Annotated in this window: 13 protein-coding genes; 7 read left to right on the plus strand and 6 right to left on the minus strand. The window is 75.1% G+C overall.

The features are described from left to right. Nucleotides 1-191 precede the first annotated feature (191 nt). Both ACI769_RS04255 and ACI769_RS04260 read left to right on the plus strand, forming a co-directional pair. Complete coding sequence (locus tag ACI769_RS04255; RefSeq protein ID WP_409141227.1) at nucleotides 192-2,894, plus strand: GH92 family glycosyl hydrolase; 2,703 nt, start codon at nucleotides 192-194, stop codon at nucleotides 2,892-2,894. Nucleotides 2,895-2,992: 98 nt separating this feature from the next. Then, nucleotides 2,993-3,928 carry a Ppx/GppA phosphatase family protein gene (locus ACI769_RS04260; RefSeq protein ID WP_409141228.1) on the plus strand — a complete coding sequence of 312 codons (936 nt, stop codon included), beginning with the start codon at nucleotides 2,993-2,995 and terminating at the stop codon, nucleotides 3,926-3,928. A gap of 15 nt (nucleotides 3,929-3,943) precedes the next feature. Here ACI769_RS04260 and ACI769_RS04265 read toward each other — a convergent pair whose 3' ends face one another. Next, nucleotides 3,944-5,311, minus strand: a complete 1,368-nt coding sequence (locus tag ACI769_RS04265; protein ID WP_409141229.1) for a CoA transferase — start codon at nucleotides 5,309-5,311, stop codon at nucleotides 3,944-3,946. 177 nt (nucleotides 5,312-5,488) lie between these two features. Between ACI769_RS04265 and ACI769_RS04270 the strand changes: the two genes are divergently transcribed. After that, a complete protein-coding gene (locus ACI769_RS04270; RefSeq protein ID WP_409141230.1) occupies nucleotides 5,489-6,748 on the plus strand; it encodes an SH3 domain-containing protein in 1,260 nt (419 codons plus the stop codon). Nucleotides 6,749-6,785: 37 nt separating this feature from the next. Here the strand turns inward: ACI769_RS04270 and ACI769_RS04275 are convergent, their stop codons facing one another. From ACI769_RS04275 to ACI769_RS04285, 3 genes are all read right to left on the minus strand, one after another. Continuing rightward, nucleotides 6,786-8,564, minus strand: coding sequence for a hypothetical protein (locus ACI769_RS04275; RefSeq protein ID WP_409141231.1), 1,779 nt, complete (start codon nucleotides 8,562-8,564; stop codon nucleotides 6,786-6,788). Nucleotides 8,565-8,691: 127 nt separating this feature from the next. Continuing rightward, a complete protein-coding gene (locus ACI769_RS04280) occupies nucleotides 8,692-9,159 on the minus strand; it encodes an NUDIX hydrolase (RefSeq protein WP_409141232.1) in 468 nt (155 codons plus the stop codon). A 160-nt stretch (nucleotides 9,160-9,319) separates the two neighbouring features. After that, nucleotides 9,320-10,951 carry a glycoside hydrolase family 10 protein gene (locus ACI769_RS04285; RefSeq protein WP_085386766.1) on the minus strand — a complete coding sequence of 544 codons (1,632 nt, stop codon included), beginning with the start codon at nucleotides 10,949-10,951 and terminating at the stop codon, nucleotides 9,320-9,322. 236 nt (nucleotides 10,952-11,187) lie between these two features. Between ACI769_RS04285 and ACI769_RS04290 the strand changes: the two genes are divergently transcribed. Together ACI769_RS04290 and ACI769_RS04295 are read left to right on the plus strand one after the other, a co-directional pair. Beyond that, a complete protein-coding gene (locus ACI769_RS04290) occupies nucleotides 11,188-11,601 on the plus strand; it encodes a PadR family transcriptional regulator (RefSeq protein WP_085386765.1) in 414 nt (137 codons plus the stop codon). Further along, complete coding sequence (locus tag ACI769_RS04295; RefSeq protein WP_043656598.1) at nucleotides 11,598-12,710, plus strand: hypothetical protein; 1,113 nt, start codon at nucleotides 11,598-11,600, stop codon at nucleotides 12,708-12,710. The genes ACI769_RS04290 and ACI769_RS04295 overlap by 4 nt, the downstream gene beginning before the upstream one ends. A gap of 101 nt (nucleotides 12,711-12,811) precedes the next feature. On the opposite strand, the gene purB is transcribed toward ACI769_RS04295, so the two are convergent. Next, the gene (gene purB / locus ACI769_RS04300; RefSeq protein ID WP_085386764.1) at nucleotides 12,812-14,299 is read right to left on the minus strand and encodes an adenylosuccinate lyase; all 1,488 of its coding nucleotides are present in this window, start codon (nucleotides 14,297-14,299) and stop codon (nucleotides 12,812-12,814) included. A gap of 170 nt (nucleotides 14,300-14,469) precedes the next feature. On the opposite strand from purB, the gene ACI769_RS04305 reads away from it, so the two are divergent. Together ACI769_RS04305 and ACI769_RS04310 are read left to right on the plus strand one after the other, a co-directional pair. Next, nucleotides 14,470-14,775, plus strand: a complete 306-nt coding sequence (locus ACI769_RS04305) for a hypothetical protein (RefSeq protein WP_085386763.1) — start codon at nucleotides 14,470-14,472, stop codon at nucleotides 14,773-14,775. A 53-nt stretch (nucleotides 14,776-14,828) separates the two neighbouring features. Further along, nucleotides 14,829-16,442, plus strand: coding sequence for a lipase family protein (locus tag ACI769_RS04310; protein WP_157446522.1), 1,614 nt, complete (start codon nucleotides 14,829-14,831; stop codon nucleotides 16,440-16,442). A 70-nt stretch (nucleotides 16,443-16,512) separates the two neighbouring features. Here ACI769_RS04310 and ACI769_RS04315 read toward each other — a convergent pair whose 3' ends face one another. Beyond that, nucleotides 16,513-16,902, minus strand: coding sequence for a phage holin family protein (locus ACI769_RS04315; protein ID WP_085386761.1), 390 nt, complete (start codon nucleotides 16,900-16,902; stop codon nucleotides 16,513-16,515). Nucleotides 16,903-16,979: the final 77 nt, after the last annotated feature.

Genomic DNA, 16,979 nt, shown 5'->3' on the forward strand with positions numbered 1-16,979 from the left:
CGCTCGACGGACCCGCTGCCTCGGGCACGCGATTGACAGCGCAGTCATAGCCGGGAGAGGGTGGCCGACGGACGCCCGTCGTCGACCAGGAGCACCGTCGCCCCGCCACGAGCGGCCCGGGCGGCACCTGACCGACGGCCCCGGGGCGCCCCGGGCGACGACGCCCGGTCGCACGTCGAAGAGGACATGGCATGAGACGACCACGACTCGCCCTGCTCGCCGCAGGGCTCGCGCTCGCCGTCGCGCCGGGCACGCTGCTGCCCGCCGCCGCGGGCGCCGCCCCCGCCGACGAGGGCACCGTCACCGCCGCCGCTCGCGACGACCTCACGCTCGAGGTCAACCCGTTCGTCGGCACCGAGAGCGAGGGCAACGCCTACCCGGGCGCGACCGTGCCGTTCGGCATGGTCCAGCTCAGCCCGGACAACACGAACTCCTACGCCTCGACGTCGTACAGCACGAACGCGGGGCGCGTGTGGGGCTTCAGCCACCGGCACGTGAACAGCGCGGGCTGCCCCGCGGCGGGCGAGCTGCTCGTCACGCCGGACACGAGCGCGACCCCGCGCACGTCGCGCTCCTTCATCGCCATCAAGGACCAGAAGAGCACCGAGCGCGCGTCGGCCGGGTTCTACGAGGTGACCCTCGCGAACGACGTGCACGCCGAGCTCACCGCGACCACGCGCGTCGGCGCGCACCGCTACACGTTCCCCGCCTCGACGACGTCGCACCTGTCGTTCAACGTGGGCCAGACCCTGCGCGACGCCGGCGCGAGCTCGGTGACGTGGGTCGACGACCGCACGCTCGAGGGCTGGGTCGACAACGGCGGCTTCTGCGGCGGCACGCCGGACAAGCAGCGGTACTTCTTCAGCGCGACGTTCGACCGCCCGGTCGCGTCGAGCGGCACGTGGGGGACCGATGCGCGCTACGTCGCGGGCTCCACGACGAGCGAGGTCGCGGGCGGCAACAACGGCGCCGTCGCGGTGTTCGACACCACGACCGACCGCGACGTCGAGGTGAGCGTGGGCGTGTCCTTCGTGAGCGTCGACGGCGCGCGCGCCAACCGCGAGGCCGAGGCCACCGACGAGGGCGGGCAGGTCGCGTTCGACACCGTGCGTGAGGAGGCCCGCGACGCGTGGAACGCGGAGCTGGGCCGTGCCGCGATCGACGCGTCGCCCGACCAGCGCCGGATCTTCTACACCCAGCTCTACAAGACGCTGCTGTCCCCGACGATCGGCAGCGACGTCGACGGCCGGTACCGCGGCATGGACCTCGAGGTCCACCAGGCCGACGGCTGGGACTACTACCAGAACTTCTCGCTCTGGGACACGTACCGCACGCAGGCGACGCTGCACGCCCTCCTGCTGCCCGAGCGCGCGCAGGACATCGTGCGCTCGATGTACCAGCACCGCGTCGAGGGCGGCTGGCTGCCGCGCTGGTCCCTCGGTGCACTGGAGACCAACATCATGGCGGGCGACCCCGTCACGCCGTGGCTCGCGGAGAACTTCGCGCTCGGCACCGTCCCCGACGACATCGCGGACGAGCTGTGGGACTACCTCGTCGAGAACGCCACGACGACCCCGCCGGACGACGTCGCGTCCGTCGGGCGGCGCAGCACCGAGTTCTACGCCGAGCACGGCCACGTGCCGTTCTACCCCGAGAACGAGGGCGGCCTCGGCGGCCAGTTCGAGGAGTACCGCCACGGCGGCTCGGCGACGCTCGAGCTCGCGCTCGCCGACGCGAGCCTCGGCGCTGCGGCCGAGCGCACGGGTCGCGAGGGCGGCCAGGCGTTCCTCGACAAGGGTCGCAACTGGCGCAACCTCTGGAACCCGGACGTCGAGCTCTCGGGTGGCTTCCAGGGCATGGTCAACGCGAAGCGCCCGACGGGCGAGTTCGTCACGCTGCCCGAGCTGACGGACGTCACGCGCTCCGGCTTCCACGAGGGCGTGCCGTGGCAGTACCAGTGGATGGTGCCGCAGGACGTCACGGGCCTCCAGGAGGTCATGGGCGGCGAGGACGGCTTCGTCGAGCGTCTCGACTACTACTTCGACCAGCCGGCGCTCGCCGCGAACCCCGGCGTCTCGCCGAGCACGTGGGCCAAGGGCGGCAGCTCGTACTACACGACCATCCGCTACAACCCGGGCAACGAGCCGACGATCATGAACGCGTGGCTCTACGGCTACGTGGGCCAGCCGTGGAAGACGAACGACGTCCTCGCCGCGAACCTCAACCGCTTCCCGGACACCCCGGGCGGCGGCGTCGGGAACGACGACCTCGGCACGCTTGCCGCCTGGTACGTCATGGCGTCGCTCGGGTTCGAGCCCGTCATGCCGGGCTCGGGGATCCTCGCGCTCAACGCGCCGAAGGTGCAGGCCGCGACGCTCACGACCGACGCCGGGGCGACGCTGCGCATCGACGCGGCGGGCGCGAACGAGAAGCTCCCGAGCTACGTCGCCGGCCTGGAGGTCGACGGCGTCGCGCACACCGCCGCGTGGCTCGACGTCGCGGCGCTGCAGGACGGCGGCACGCTCGACTTCGACCTGTCCGGCACGAGCGCGGGCCTCACGTGGGGCACCGGCGCGGCCGACCGCATCCCGTCGGTCTCCGCCGTCGCCCCGCCCGCGCCGGTCGAGGTCGAGGCGAGCGCGCGCTGCCTCGGCGGCCGGGCGTTCGTCGCGGTCCGCGCGACCAGCACGGCCGACGCGCCGGTGGACGTGACTCTCACGACGCCGTTCGGCGAGCGGACGGTCCGGCACGTGCAGCCGGGCAGGAGCGCCTACCAGTCGTTCACGACGCGCACGACGTCCGTCGAGGCCGGGACGGCGACCGTCACGGTCGTCGCCGCGGACGGCACGACGTCGACGGTCGACGCGGCGTACGAGGCGCTGGCCTGCGGCTGACCGCCGCGTCACCACGGGTGCGCGCCGCGCACCGGACGAGGGCCGTCGTCGGGCAGGACGCCCGACGGCGGCCCTCGCCGCGCCGCTAGGCTCGCCGCGTGAGCAGCACCACGCGCCTGGGCGTCCTCGACATCGGCTCGAACACCGTGCACCTCGCCGTCGTCGACGCCGCCTACGCGGCGCGTCCCGTGCAGGCCGCGGGGGCGCGCACGGTCGTGCGCATCATGCGCTACCTCCGGCCCGACGGGTCGCTGTCCCCGGAGGGCGTCGCGGCGATGCTCGCCGCCGTCGACGACGCGATGGCGCTCGCGCGCGAGTCCGCCGTCGACGAGATGCTGCCCATGGCGACGTCGGCGCTGCGGGACGCGACCAACGGGCCCGAGGTGCTCGCCGCGATCGGCGAGCGCGTCGGGCAGCCGGTCCACGTGCTCTCCGGCGAGGACGAGTCGCGCCTGACGTTCCTCGCCGCGCGCCGCTGGCACGGCTGGGCCGCGGGACGCCTGCTCGTCCTCGACATCGGGGGCGGGTCGCTCGAGATCGCGTCGGGCGTCGACGAGGAGCCCGACCTCGCCGTGTCCCTCCCGCTCGGCGCGGGCCGCATGACCATGGCCTTCCTGCCCGACGACCCGCCCGCGCCCGAGCACGTCGAGGCGCTGCGCGAGCACGTGCGCGCGACGCTCGCGCCCGCCGTCGCGCGGTTCGCCCGGCTCCCGCGCCCGGACCACGTCGTCGCGACGTCCAAGACGTTCCGCTCGCTCGCGCGGCTCGCGGGCATGCAGACCGAGGCGGTCGGCCCCGACGACCGGTGGCGGATGCGCCGCGCGCAGCTCGCGGACTGGGTGCCGCGGCTCGCGCGCATCACGGCCGAGGGCCGCACCGCGCTGCCGGGCATCACGCCGGAGCGCACGTTCCAGATCGTCGCGGGCGGGGTGGTCGCGGTCGAGACGATGCGCGCGCTCGGCGTGGACGAGGTCGAGATCTGCCCGTGGGCGCTGCGCGAGGGCGCGATCCTGCGCCGCCTCGACCACGCCTGACGTCCGGCTTCCCGCTCAGCCGTCGGCTCCGGACGCGCCGCGCGGGGTCGTCCACCGCGGCGCGTCCGCGCCCCACGGCCGGGCCGGCGCCGGGCAGTCGTCGACGGGCTCGCCCGCGAGGCGGTCGAGCGCGGGCCGGGTCGTCGTCACCTCGACGTCCCGGCCGTCGAGGCGCACCCGGTGCCCGACGACGCACCGCGCCCCCGGCGTCCGCGGCGGCCCGTGCGCGGGGTCGCGCCCGGGGGCGACGAGCAGCGCGTGCGCGGTGCGGGCGAGCGCGCCGTCGACGTCGCGCCCGCGGCCGTCGGCCGCGCGGTCGGCGAGGGCGTCCACGACGGCCGCGGCCAGGAGGTAGCCCGTCGCGTGGTCGAGCGCCTGGGCGGGCAGGGCGCCGGGCGCGGCGGTCGAGGCGTCGCCCACGGTCCCGTCCCGGGTGCCCTCCACGAGCGCGATCCCGCTGGCCGCCTGCACGATCGAGTCGAAGCCGCGGCGCGGGGCCCACGGGCCGTCGTCGCCCCACGCGCTGACGCGCGCGTGCACCGCGCCGCCCGGCAGGCGCAGGCCGAACGCCTCGACCGCGCCCGGGCGGTAGCCCGTCACGAGGACGTCGGCGGCGTCGAGCAGCTCCTGGGCCCGGGCCCGGCCGTCGGGGGTCGCGAGGTCGAGCAGCGCGGACCGCTTGCCCTGCCCGGTGTCGAGGTGCTGGACCTCGATCTCGGGCAGGCCCGGCGGGTCGACGCGCAGGACGTCCGCGCCGAGCAGCGCGAGCGTCCGGGTCGCGACGGGCCCGGCGATGACGCGGGTGAGATCCAGGACCCGGAGGCCGGCGAGCGGCCGGGGCCCGACGGCGAGCGGGCGCGGGGGAGCGGCGTCGTCGCGCACCGCGGTCCGCACGCCAGGGCCCGACGCCGCGGCCCGGCCCGGCGCGGACGCGCGCCACTCGTCCGCAGAGCGCACGCGCACGGCGATCGCGCCGACCGAGGCCGCGAGGTCCTCGACCTCCTGCGCCGACCGCGCGGCGAGCGCCGTCGCGACGTCGTCCCGGGACGGGGGGTCCGCGACCGTGGCGGGCAGGTCAAGGAGCGCGAGCAGCCGCGCGCGGTGGTGCGGGTAGTTCGCGTGCGTGCGGACCCAGCCGTCCGCCGTGCGGAAGAAGCCGGACAGCGGCGCGAACCCGTCCACCGGAGCGCCGTCGACCCGCAGCAGCCGGTCGCTCGCGAACGCCGCCGCGACGCGCTCGGGGTCCGGGGCCGGTCCGGGGTCGAACCCGCCCGCCCGCGCCGCGGCGTCGCGCACGGCCGCGACCGACGCGAGCGCGAGGCCGAGCACGGGCAGCGTCGCAGCGAGGAGGTCGTCGTCCGCGCGTCCCGTCCCGACGGTCATGGCACGACGGTACGCCCCGCCTCGTCGAGCCCTCGGCGCTGTTGGACGGTCGTCCATCTGGCGGTCCCCACGGACTGGCCTTACCGTTCCTGAGGCGTGTCAACCCGACACGCCGGGTATGTCTGATTTCTTTTCAGGGGGCAGAGGATGGTTCGGAACGCGAGGCGCTGGTCGGGCGTGGCGAGCGTGGCGATGGCGACGGCGCTCGCCACGGGGCTCGGCGGGCTGCTCGTCGCCCCGAGCGCGAGCGCGGCGGCCGCCGTCGTGGCGCCGCTGGGGGCGCGCACCTACTCGGTCTCCTCCTACTACGGCCCGCGCTGCATGCCGGTCGCCAGCGCCTCGACCTGGCACCTCGGGCAGGACCTCGGCGCGACCTCCGGCACGCGGATCAACGCGATCGCCGACGGCACCGTCCTGCGCGCGGGCAGCGTCAGCGGGTTCGGGCAGTGGGTCGTCCTGCGGCACACCATCGGCGGGAAGACGGTCTCGAGCGTCTACGGGCACGTCATCGACGGCGACAAGTACGTCAAGGCCGGGCAGACGGTCAAGGCCGGGCAGCGCATCGCCGACGTCGGCTCCACCGGCATCTCCACCTCGCCGCACCTGCACCTCGAGGTCTGGAACGGCACCTACGGGTCGGGCGCGTCGCACACCGACCCGCTCGCCTACCTCAAGGGCAAGGGCGTCGACCTCGGGCGCGACGCGACGCGGGTGGCCGCCCGGTCAACCGCGACGTCGTGCACCTACTACACGAACGCCGCCGTGGACGTGCGCGCCGGGGCGGGCACCGGCGCCGTCATCGCCCGGGTCGCGCGCGGGGCGACCGTCGTCGGCAAGCCCGGGGACGAGAGCGGCACGTGGCGCCGGGTCACGTCGGGGCGGACGACGGGCTGGGTCCCGGCCGCGAGCATCGGGCCGACGAAGCCCGCGCCGGTCAGCACGCCCCCGGTGACGAAGCCGCCGGCACCCCAGCCGGCGCCGAAGCCGTCGGCGCCCCAGCCGGCGACGCGGTACGTCACGGCCGCGTCGCTCAACCTGCGGGCGTCGGCGACGACGTCCTCGGCCGTGGTCGCACGCCTGGCGAAGGGCACGAAGCTCGCGGTCGCGTCGACCTCGGGCGGCTGGCTCAAGGTCACCGCGAACGGACGGACCGGCTGGGTCTCCGCCCAGTACACCTCGACGAGCGCACCGGCGGCGCCCGCGAAGCCGGCGCCCGCGAAGCCCGCACCGCCCAAGGCCGCGACGTCGTACGTCACCGCGTCGAGCCTCAACCTGCGGGCGTCGGCGTCGACCTCGTCCAAGGTCGTCGCACGGCTCGGGCGCGGCTCCGTGGTGACGCACGCAGGCACCGCCTCGAAGGGGTGGCTCAAGGTGACCGCCGGGGGCCGGACGGGCTTCGTCTCGACCGCGTACCTCTCGGCGCAGAAGCCCCGCTGAGCCGACCCGGCGCCGCGCCCCTCCGGGCGGCGCGGCGTCAGCCGCCCGGCGTCACCGTGCCGGGGAACCGGGCGGCGGAGCGGTCCGTGACCGAGCCGTCGCCCGCGGCGTTGATCTCGCTGATCATCATGACGAGGTCCAGGTCGGAGTCGGCCGCCCGGGCCAGGCTCGTGGCGAGCTGGTACGGGTCCGAGAGCGGCTGCATGTCGTAGTCGGTGACGACGGCCCGCGTCTGCATGCCGAGGGCGTCGTTCTCGACGGCGGTCCGCACGCTGTCGGCGAGGCGGTTCATCTGCGACTCGGTGAGCGTCATCGTCACCTGCTGGCCGGGCGACACCTCGGCGGACGGCGAGAAGCCGGAGAAGTCGCGCGTGTTGAAGTACTGCGACGACATGTCGTCGGCCGTGACGTCGAACGAGTACGTGCGCGCCGAGAGGTCCTCCGTGCCGGAGGCGTCGAACGACTGCGACAGGCGGAAGTCGCCTCGGTCGCCGTACGTCGCGGTCATGAGCTGCTCGGTGCTGCCGTCGGGGTAGGTCGTCGCGACGAGCGACCCGGTGTTCTGGCCGATCTGCCACTCGGCCCCGCCGACAGGCGTGTCGAAGCCGACGGTCGACGTCGAGTCGTAGTTGACGCGCTCGATGGTCGTCGTGCCGGAGATCCCGGTCGACGGGTCCCCGGGGATCTCGCCGGTGACGAGGTAGGTGTCGTAGGCGGCCTGGCCCTCGGGCGTCGACAGGTCGAACTCGGCGCTGCGCAGGGACGCGCCGTCGAGCGACGTCGTGTTGCCGAGCATGACCTTGACCGCGTCGAAGTCGAGGCCGAGGCCCGCGTGGTTCGCGATCGCCTCCGTCGGGCCTGCGGTGACGCGGACGGTGTCGTCGCCCGTGCGCTCGATGAGGCTGCTCACGCCCTCGGAGTCCTTGACGGACGACTCGAGCGCGATGTGCCGGAACGCGGCGTCGAGCTCGGTCTTGGCGTAGCTCCCGCCGTCCATCGTCACGGACGACCCGACCGGCATGCTCCGCGGGTCGAACGGGTTGACGGACCCGGGGTCGACGTCGGTGCCGTCGGGCATCTTCAGGGTGTACTCCGACGTGACGCCGGTCGTGTACCCCCCGCTGACGCCCGTGCCGCCCTTCGAGACGCCGCCCTCGACGCCGATCGAGACGTCCGACTTCGACGTGTAGGTGGTGAAGCCGTCCTCCGACTTCTCCCCGACCGTGTACTCGGCGCCGCCGTTGACGCCGAACGAGACCTTGGAGCCGTCGGTCGTCTTGAACCAGTCGGCGAGCGACCCGTTGCCGGAGTACGTCGTCTCGCCGCTGTTCGGGTCGTGGGAGACGCCGAAGCCGACCTTCGAGTCCGTGCCCTCGGTCGCGGGGCTCCCGAGGCCACCGTTGTCGGTGCCGCCGCTCTGGCTGCCCTTCACCGAGACCGTCGGGCCGCCGGGGCCGTCACCGCTCTCGCCGCCGTCGCCCGACCCGCCGGAGCCCGACCCGCCGGAGCCCGACCCGGACCCGCCGGGGCCGCTGGCGCCCCCGCCCGTGCCGTCGGAGCTGGCGCTCTCCTGCTGGTCGGCGTTCGTGCGCACCTTGTCGGCCGCGTCGCGGAGCGTGGCTGCGGCCGCGGCGAGCGCGGGGCCGAGCTCCGAGGTCCAGCGGCCGCGCAGCTCGTCGCCGTCGGGGCCGGCCCAGCGGGCCCCGCTGACGGTGGACTGGAGGCCGCCGCGCGTCGTCTCGAGCGACTCCGACGCCGTCGTCAGGCTCTGCGCGAGCCTGCGCAGCTCGCCGATGTCGGCACCGTAGAACCCCATGGTCGTCCCTCTGTCGCGGCGGATCGTGCTCCCGGAGCGTACGTGGGCGGGCGCCCCCGCGTCTCGGGGTGCCCATGGGGCGAGGTCCCCATGCCGGGTGCGGGCGGCCTGCCGGCCGGGCGCGCGGTCAGGCCGAGAGGACGTCCGCGAGCCGCTCGAGGACGATGCGGCCGGCGGGCGGGACCCGGTCCGCGTCGGCCGGCGTGAGCCACGCGAGCTCGGCGATCTCGGCGTCCGGCGCCGGCTCGGGGGACCCGGGCAGCGGCTCGGCGTACAGGCAGTGCATCCGCACGACGCGCCCGCCCAGGCCGTGCCCCGGCGCCTCGGCGACGAACGCCGGGCGCACCGTCGCCGGGTCGAGGCGCACGCCGAGCTCCTCGTGGATCTCGCGCACCAGCGCCTCGGCGTCCGACTCGCCGGGCTCGACCTTGCCGCCCGGCATGAAGAAGCGGTCCTTCCCGGTGGTCCGTACCGCGAGCAGGCGTCCGTCGCGGACGTTCACCCACCCGACGGTGCGCAGCGGCGGGAGGTCGGACGGCGGGGCCGGCGCTCCGGCGGTCGAGGGGTCGGCGGGGCGGAGGTCGGGCGTGCTCACGCGTCCCACTGTGCCACCCGGCGCCCACGGTCGGGTGGCCGGGGAACCCCGACGGCGCGTGGCGCACCCAGCGAACCACGCGCCGTCGGGCCTGCCCCTCGCGCGGCCCCAGTTCCGGCGAAGGGCGATCGTGCCGGGCCGAGGCCCGGCACGACGATCGTCACACCGACCAGCGGACCCTGCTCGGTGCGGACTCGTTCCAGACGCGGTCGAGCGCGGTCACGGCGTATGTGTACCGGCGCCCGCGCACGGCGGTCGGGTCGAGGAAGTCCTGGACCACCCGGCCCTCGGCCCGCTGCGTCGCGACGAGGTTCGCCGGGTTCTCGGTGTCCACGTGCTGCACCCACCCGTCGGCGCGGTAGATCGCGAACGACGTCGCCGCGAACCGGCGGCCCCCGGCGTCGGTCCAGTGCACGCGGACGCCGTCGTCGCGCCAGCCGGCCCACGCGAGCACGGGGGTGCGGACCTTCGTGCCCGGGAGGTGCGGCATGGCGGGGACGAGCGCCGGGTACCGGTAGTGGTCGTCGCGCACGCGCGTCATCGAGCCCTGCGGGTCGGCCGGGACGTGCTTGGCCGAGAAGTAGACGTTGCCGTGCACCGGGTGCTCCTGCTCCTGGCAGAACGTGAGGTGGTTCGACAGCTCGGCCGGGTCCGTGAAGACGCCCGACGTCACCTTGTACAGCGCCTCGCCGACGTACAGGTGCGTGCCGGACTGCGCGGCGACGTCGGCCCACCACGGGACGAGCTTCGCGTAGTCCGCGACGGCGAGCCCGAGCTGCCAGTAGATCTGCGGGTTGATGTAGTCGAGCCAGCCCTCGAGGACCCACTTGCGCGTGTCGGCGAACTGCATGTCGTACGACTGCGAGCCGCCCGTCTGCGAGCCGCGCGGGTCCGTCGAGGCGTTGCGCCAGATGCCGAACGGGCTGATGCCGAACTTGACCCACGGCTTCGCCTGCTTGATGCGCTGCGAGATGGACTGCACGAACGTGTCGACGTTGTGGCGCCGCCAGTCCTCGACCCGGTCGAAGCCCGCGCCGTGGGTCGCGAAGGTCGCGGCGTCCGGGATCGTCTCGCCGGCGACGGCGTACGGGTAGAAGTAGTCGTCGAAGTGCACGCCGTCGATGTCGTAGTTCTCGACGCTGTGCAGGATCGCGTTCTTGATGTGCTCCTGCGCCGCGGGCAGGCCCGGGTCGAAGTAGAGCTTGCCCCCGTAGGCCCACACCCACTCCGGGTGCTGCCGCGCGGGGTGCTCGGGGACGAGCCGCGCCGGGTCGGCCTGCATCGACACGCGGTACGGGTTGTACCAGGCGTGGATCTCCAGGTTGCGCCGGTGGCACTCCTCGACGACGAACGCGAGGGGGTCGTAGCCGGGGTCCTGGCCCTGCACGCCCGTGAGGTACTGCGACCACGGCTCGTAGGGGCTGGGCCAGAACGCGTCGGCCGTCGGGCGGACCTGGACGAACACGGCGTTGAGACGGAAGTCGCGCGCGACGTCGAGCCAGCCGAGGAGCTCGGCCTTCTGCTGCTCGGCCGAGAGTCCCGACGCCGACGGCCAGTCGATGTTCACGACGCTGGAGATCCACATCGCGCGCAGCTCGCGCTTGCGGGGCGCCGGGGCCGCGGTCGGTGCGGCGTGGGTCGCGCCGGGCGTGGTGAGCGCGGCGGCCGGGGTGAGCGAGCCGACCGTCACGGTGAGCGTGCTCGCCGCGACGCCCGCCGTGGCGAGGGTGAGGAACTGTCGTCGTCCGACGCCGGCCGGGGCGGGGGACGTGGGGGAGCCGTCGAGCGTCATTGCTGATCCTCCGGGTCGTCGAGTATGTGGCAGATAGTTTCACAGAACGTCGTGTCTGTGAAGGTTTGCGCCACGCGCTCCCGGCGGCGGCGCCGAGCGTGGGGTCGTCGGCGCTCCGGGGCCCGGCGCGGTGCGGGTCGCCAGGTGGACTCTCCCGGCCCGTGCCCGGCGGGCCGCGACGCGCCGTGCACTGCGGGTCCTGCCCATACCTTCGCGGCGAGAGTATGGTCGCCACCATGGCATCGAAACCGCTCCAGGAACCCGCGTTCCTCGTGCTGTCCGCGCTCGCCGCCGGGCCGCTGCACGGGTACGGCATCGCGCAGGACGTCGAGTCCAGCTCCAACGGGCGCGTGACCCTGCGCGCCGGCACGCTCTACGGCGCGATCGACCGGCTCGTCGCCGCCGGGCTCGTCGAGGTCGACCACGAGGAGGTCGTCGACTCGCGGCTGCGCCGGTACTACCGGCTCACCAGTGAGGGCGGCTCGCGCCTCGCCGCCGAGGCCGAGCGCGCCGAGGCCCAGGCACGCCGCGCGCTCGAGCGTCTCGGTGCCCGACGCCGCACGGCCGCCCCGGCGGGCGACCGCACCGCGGCCCGGCCCGCGCGCAGGCTCGACGGGGGAGTCGTCGACGGCGGGGCGGTGCCCGCATGAGCGGCCACGACGGCCACCACGACACGGACGCCGCCGGCCCGGTGCTCGTGGCGCCGGTCCTCGTGCGGGACTACCGGCGGCTGCTGCGCCTGTTCCCGTACACCTACCGGCGGGCGCACGAGGCCGAGATGCTCGGGCACCTGGTCGACGGCGCGCGGCCCGGGCAGTCGCGGCCGACGCGGGCCGAGCGGTGGGACCTGCTGCGCGCCGCCGCGCGCGAGTGGCTGCTCGCGCCGCTGGGCCCGTCCCCACGGCAGCGGCGCGCGGGGACGGGGCTCCTGCTCGTGGTCCTGCCCGCCGTGCTCGTGGTCATGGCAGCGCGCGTCCTCGCGTTCGCCGCGGCGATCGTCGGGGCCGTGCTCGGCCCGAGCGGGCACGCACCGCTCCTGACGACCGTCCCGACGGCGTCGATGTGGACCCTCTGGCTCGCGGCGGTGGCCCTTACGCTCGCCGGGGCGCAGCGCGTCGGCCTCGCTGCTGCGGTGCTCGCCGCTGTCGCCGGGGTGGGCGGGCTCGCGGTCTCGCTCGGCGCGGGGAGCAGCTATGCGGCGTACCTCGACGCGCCGTGGGTCGCGGCGGTGTCCGTCTACGCGGGCGTGCTCGCCGCACGTCGGGCGTGCCGGGTCGGGCCTGAGCCGTGGACGCTCCGGGCCGCGACCCTCGGGGCGATGGCTCTGGCCGTCGGCGGGTTCGCCGCGGCGACCGCTGCCGACGCGGCGAGCTTCGGGGTGCCGTGGTGGTCGGGTGTCGCGCTGAGCCCGTGGACGCCTCCCGCGCTGGCTGCGCCGGTCGTCCTGCTCCTCGGGGTCGCGCTGCTGTGGCGCCGGACGCGGCCGGCCGTCCCGGTGCTCGGCGGTCTCGCCCTCGCAGGCGTGCTGAGCCGCTCGACCTTCTTCTGGTCGGGGACCGTGAACGTCCAGACCGCGGACCTCGGCAACGTGCTCGGCCTGCTCGCGCTCGCGGCCGCCGCGATGCTCGTCCTGACCTGGGTCGTCAACCGCCTCGACGAGCTCGCCGAAGTGCGCGCGGCGCACCGCTCCCAGCTCGCGGCCGCGGGTGGGATGCCGGGCCGGGGCGGCCCCCGCCCGGGCGCGCCGACCGCCGTCTGACCCGGGCGCCGTCGAGCACGACGGTGCGTGCGGACGAGAACGGGGCTGCTGTCGTCATCCGTCGGACGACGACAGCAGCCCCGTTCTCGGCGTCGGTCTTGTCAGTCCAGGTAGGTCTCGACCAGGCGGGAGGCGAGGCCCGTGTACGTCGCGGGGGTGAGGTCCGCGAGGCGCTGCGCGACGTCGTCGGGCAGGCCGAGGCCCGCGACGAACTCGCGGAGCCGCGCCGCGTCGACGCGCTGGCCGCGCGTGAGGTCCTTGAGGCGCTCGTACGGGTTCTCCATGCCGGGGACGCCCGCGACCGACGCCGCGCGCATGGCCGACTGGATGGGCTCGCCGAGCACCTCCCAGTTCTCGTCGAGATCCGCCGCCATGAGGTCGGCGTTCGCGGCGAGGGCCTTCAGGCCGCGGCGCACGTTGTCGATCGCGAGGAGCGAGTGGCCGAACGCGGGGCCGACGTTGCGCTGCGTCGTCGAGTCCGTGAGGTCGCGCTGGAGGCGCGACGTCACGAGCGTCGCGCCGAGCGTGTCGAGCAGCGCGGACGAGATCTCGAGGTTCGCCTCGGCGTTCTCGAACCGGATCGGGTTGACCTTGTGCGGCATGGTCGACGACCCGGTCGCGCCCGGGACGGGGATCTGCGTGAAGAACCCGAGCGAGATGTACGTCCACACGTCGGTCGCGAGGTTGTGGAGGATCCGGTTGAACCGCGCGACGTCCGCGTACAGCTCGGCCTGCCAGTCGTGCGACTCGATCTGCGTCGTCAGCGGGTTCCACGTGAGACCGAGGCCCTCGACGAAGTGCTTCGAGACCGACGGCCAGTCCACGCCCGGGACGGCGACGGTGTGCGCGCCGTACGTGCCCGTCGCGCCGTTGAGCTTGCCCAGGTACTCGGCCGCGCCGACGCGGCGGAGCTGGCGGCGCAGCCGGTGCGCGAGGACGGCGAGCTCCTTGCCGAGCGTCGTCGGCGTCGCGGGCTGGCCGTGCGTGCGCGAGAGCATCGGCACGTCGGCGTGCTCGCGCGCCATGTCCGCGAGCTGGTCGGCGAGCGCCGTCGCGGCGGGCAGCCACACGTGCTCGACGGCGCCGCGCACCATGAGCGCGTACGACAGGTTGTTGACGTCCTCGCTCGTGCACGCGAAGTGCACGAGCTCGCCGACGCCGGACAGCACCGTGTCGGGGCCCAGCGTGTCGGGCGCCGCGGCGAGGCGGCGCTTGACGAAGTACTCGACCGCCTTGACGTCGTGCACCGTCTCGCGCTCGATCGCGGCGAGCTCGGCGATCTCGTCGCCACCGAACGCCGCGGGGATGCGGCGCAGGTAGGCGACCTCGGCGTCGGAGAGCTGGGGCGCGCCGGGCACGACCGGACGGACGGCGTTCTCGTCGACCGCCTGCACGCCGTTGCACAGCGTGATGAGCCACTCGACCTCGACGTGGATACGCTCGCGGTTGAGCGCGGCCTCGCTGAGGTGGTCGACGAGCGGGGCGACCGCGGCGCGGTAGCGGCCGTCGAGCGGGCCGAGCGCGATCGGCGGGGTCACCTCGGCGAGGCTGACGCGGGCAGGGGCGGCTGCGGCGGGGTTCTCGGGCACGCCCCTGATTCTCCCACGCGTGCCCGACGGCGGTCGGTGCCGCCCGCAGTCCGGGCAACCGAGCGGTCGTGCGGCCCGTGGCCGTCCCCAGCGTCCGGTCGCGAGGGGTCGGTCCACAGCGTGCGACCGGTCCCCGCCGCCGGTCGGCGGGGGTCCGTACGGTCGCCGCCATGCCGACCCCGCCTCCAGTCCCGTGCCTCGCCGCACCCTTCGGGATCACCCGCGCCCGCGACCAGGTCCTCACGGCCACGGACGACGCGGCGCGCGCCGCTGCTGCCCTGGGGACCCCTGACCTCCCGTGGTCCGGGCAGGCGCGGCACGCGTACGACGACGCGACGGCGGAGGTCCGGGCAGCCCTGCTCCGGCTCGACGGGACGCTCGAGAGCTGCCTCACAGGGCTGGACGCTCTCACCGTGCTCGCGGAGACGGACGTCGCGAGCCTCCGGGCGGAGCTCGCCGCGGTGGGCGGCGCGTGAGCGGGACGTGGCCCGCACCGTCCGTCGTGATCCGTGGCGGGACGGAGCCGACCGTGATCGAGACGGCGGCGGTCGTCGCGCAGGCCGTGGCGCTCGCGGGGCGCGCGGACCTCCTGGCGGGAGCGGCGGTGGCGCTGCGGGACGCCCGGCACGGCGTGGAGGCCACGACGGCGACGCCCACGGCGTTCGCCGGTCGGCTCACCCCGCCCGACCTGCTCCGGTCCGCCTCGGGCTGGAACCTGCCGACGACGCCGTTCTGGTCGGCGGAGGTCCGTGCCGCCCGCGCGGCCGTCCTCGACGAGCTCGACGCGGCGGTCCTGCTCGCCGAGCAGCAGGAACGGGGCCTGCGGCGGCTCGCCGCGCGTCTGCACCAGGCGGTCCGGGTGTACGACGACGCGGACGCTGCGGCCGCCGCGGCGTGGTCCGACACCGCGCTGGTCGTGGCGGGACGGCACTACGGGCTGGCGGGGGCGGGCGCCGCCGGGCTCGGGATGATCGTCGCGCAGGGCCTCGCCGGGCTCGCGCAGTCCCTGCTGCGCGGAGGGCCCTCTCTCGGTCGGCTCGTCACGACGGGCGAGGCGCTGCACCCCGCGACCGTCCGCGCGCTGGGTCGCACGATCGGCCTGCTCGACCCGGACCGCCCCTGGTACGCCGTGCCGACGGTCGGCAACGCGGCGGCCGTGCTGCGCGCGTCCGTCCAGCCGTTGCGCAAGCGGTTCCTGCCCGACCCGGAGGTGCGCAGGGTCGACGCGGCACCCTACGACCTGCCGACGCCCACGGACACGCGGTCCGCGCTCGGCGCCGTGGCGGCGCTCGGGAGCACGGACTCGGTGCTGAGCGTCCAGCGCATCGTCAAGGACGACGGCACTCCCACGTGGGTCGTCGCGATCCCGGGCACCCAGCCCGGCAACCTGCGGACGGTGTGGAACATGACGTCCAACTACGACCTCATGTCCGACGACGAGTCCCAGCGCGCGCGGGCGGACAGCGTGCGGGCGGTGCTCGACGCGATGGGCCAGTCGGGCATCGAGCCGAAGGACGACGTCGTGCTCGTCGGGCACAGCCAGGGTGGCATGGTCGCGGCGACGATCGCGGCGGCGACGGTCGGGACCTACCAGGTGCGCCACGTCGTGACCGCCGGGTCACCGGTCGGGGGGCACGGCCTCCCGCCCGGCGTGCGCGCCACGCACCTCGAGACCAGCGGGGAGGGGGTCTCCGGCCTCGACGGGAAGCCGAACCCGGCGACGCCCGAGCGCGTGACGGTGACCGGTACCGTCTTCGCGCCCGGCGGCGGGCCGCCGCTCGACGTGCCGCACTCCGTCGGCTACCACCAGGACGTGCTCGACGCCGCGGTCGAGGTGGGCGACCGCGGCCTCGAGGAGCACCTCGCCGACGTGGAGCACTGGCTCGACGGCGAGGCGGAGGACCCGCTCGTCTACGAGGCGCGTCTCGTCCCGGACCCCGAGACGACGTTCTGCGTCGGTGAGCTCGCGGTGCCGAGGCCGCCGTGGCCCCCGTGGCCGGCTCCGGACGGCGTCGTGACGGCGCCGGGCCCGTCCCTCGGCACGCCGGGTCCGTCCGGGACGACCGGTGGCTCCGGCACGCTCGGCGGCACGGGCACGCTCGGGGGCGCCGGGACGGGTGGTGGCGAGGACGATGCGCGGTGACGGCCCGGTGCCGTCCCCCGGCGGGCCGGTCGGGAGGGCGGGCAGCGGCGCGCGCGGTGGAGCGCTCGGGTCAGCGGTCCTGGGCCTTCGGCACGACGGCCGAGACGAGGAAGTTGATCACGGCGATGATGAGGGCCGCGAGCAGCGCCCACCAGAACCCGCCGATGATGCGGATGCCCCAGTCCGTCTGCTCGGTGATCCACGCGGTGAGCATGAGCATGAGCGCGTTGACCACGAGCGAGAACAGCCCCAGCGTGAGGATGTAGAGCGGGATCGAGAGGACCTGCACGATCGGCTTGATCACCGCGTTCACCAGCGAGTAGAGCAGCGCCACGACGAGGACGATCACGACCTTCCCGCCGGCCGTGTGGGAGCCGACGATCTGGAAGTGCTCGTCCATGAACAGGCTCGTGAGCCAGATCGCGAGACCGGTGATGAGGACGCGGACGACGAAGCTCATACCCGGCATCCTGCCATCCGGGCGGTGGTGCGGCACGGGCGCCGCGCGTGGCGCGCCGTCGTCCGCCACGGACCGCG

The organism is Cellulosimicrobium sp. RS (assembly GCF_046159675.1).
In the GTDB taxonomy this organism is placed as follows: domain Bacteria; phylum Actinomycetota; class Actinomycetes; order Actinomycetales; family Cellulomonadaceae; genus Cellulosimicrobium; species Cellulosimicrobium funkei.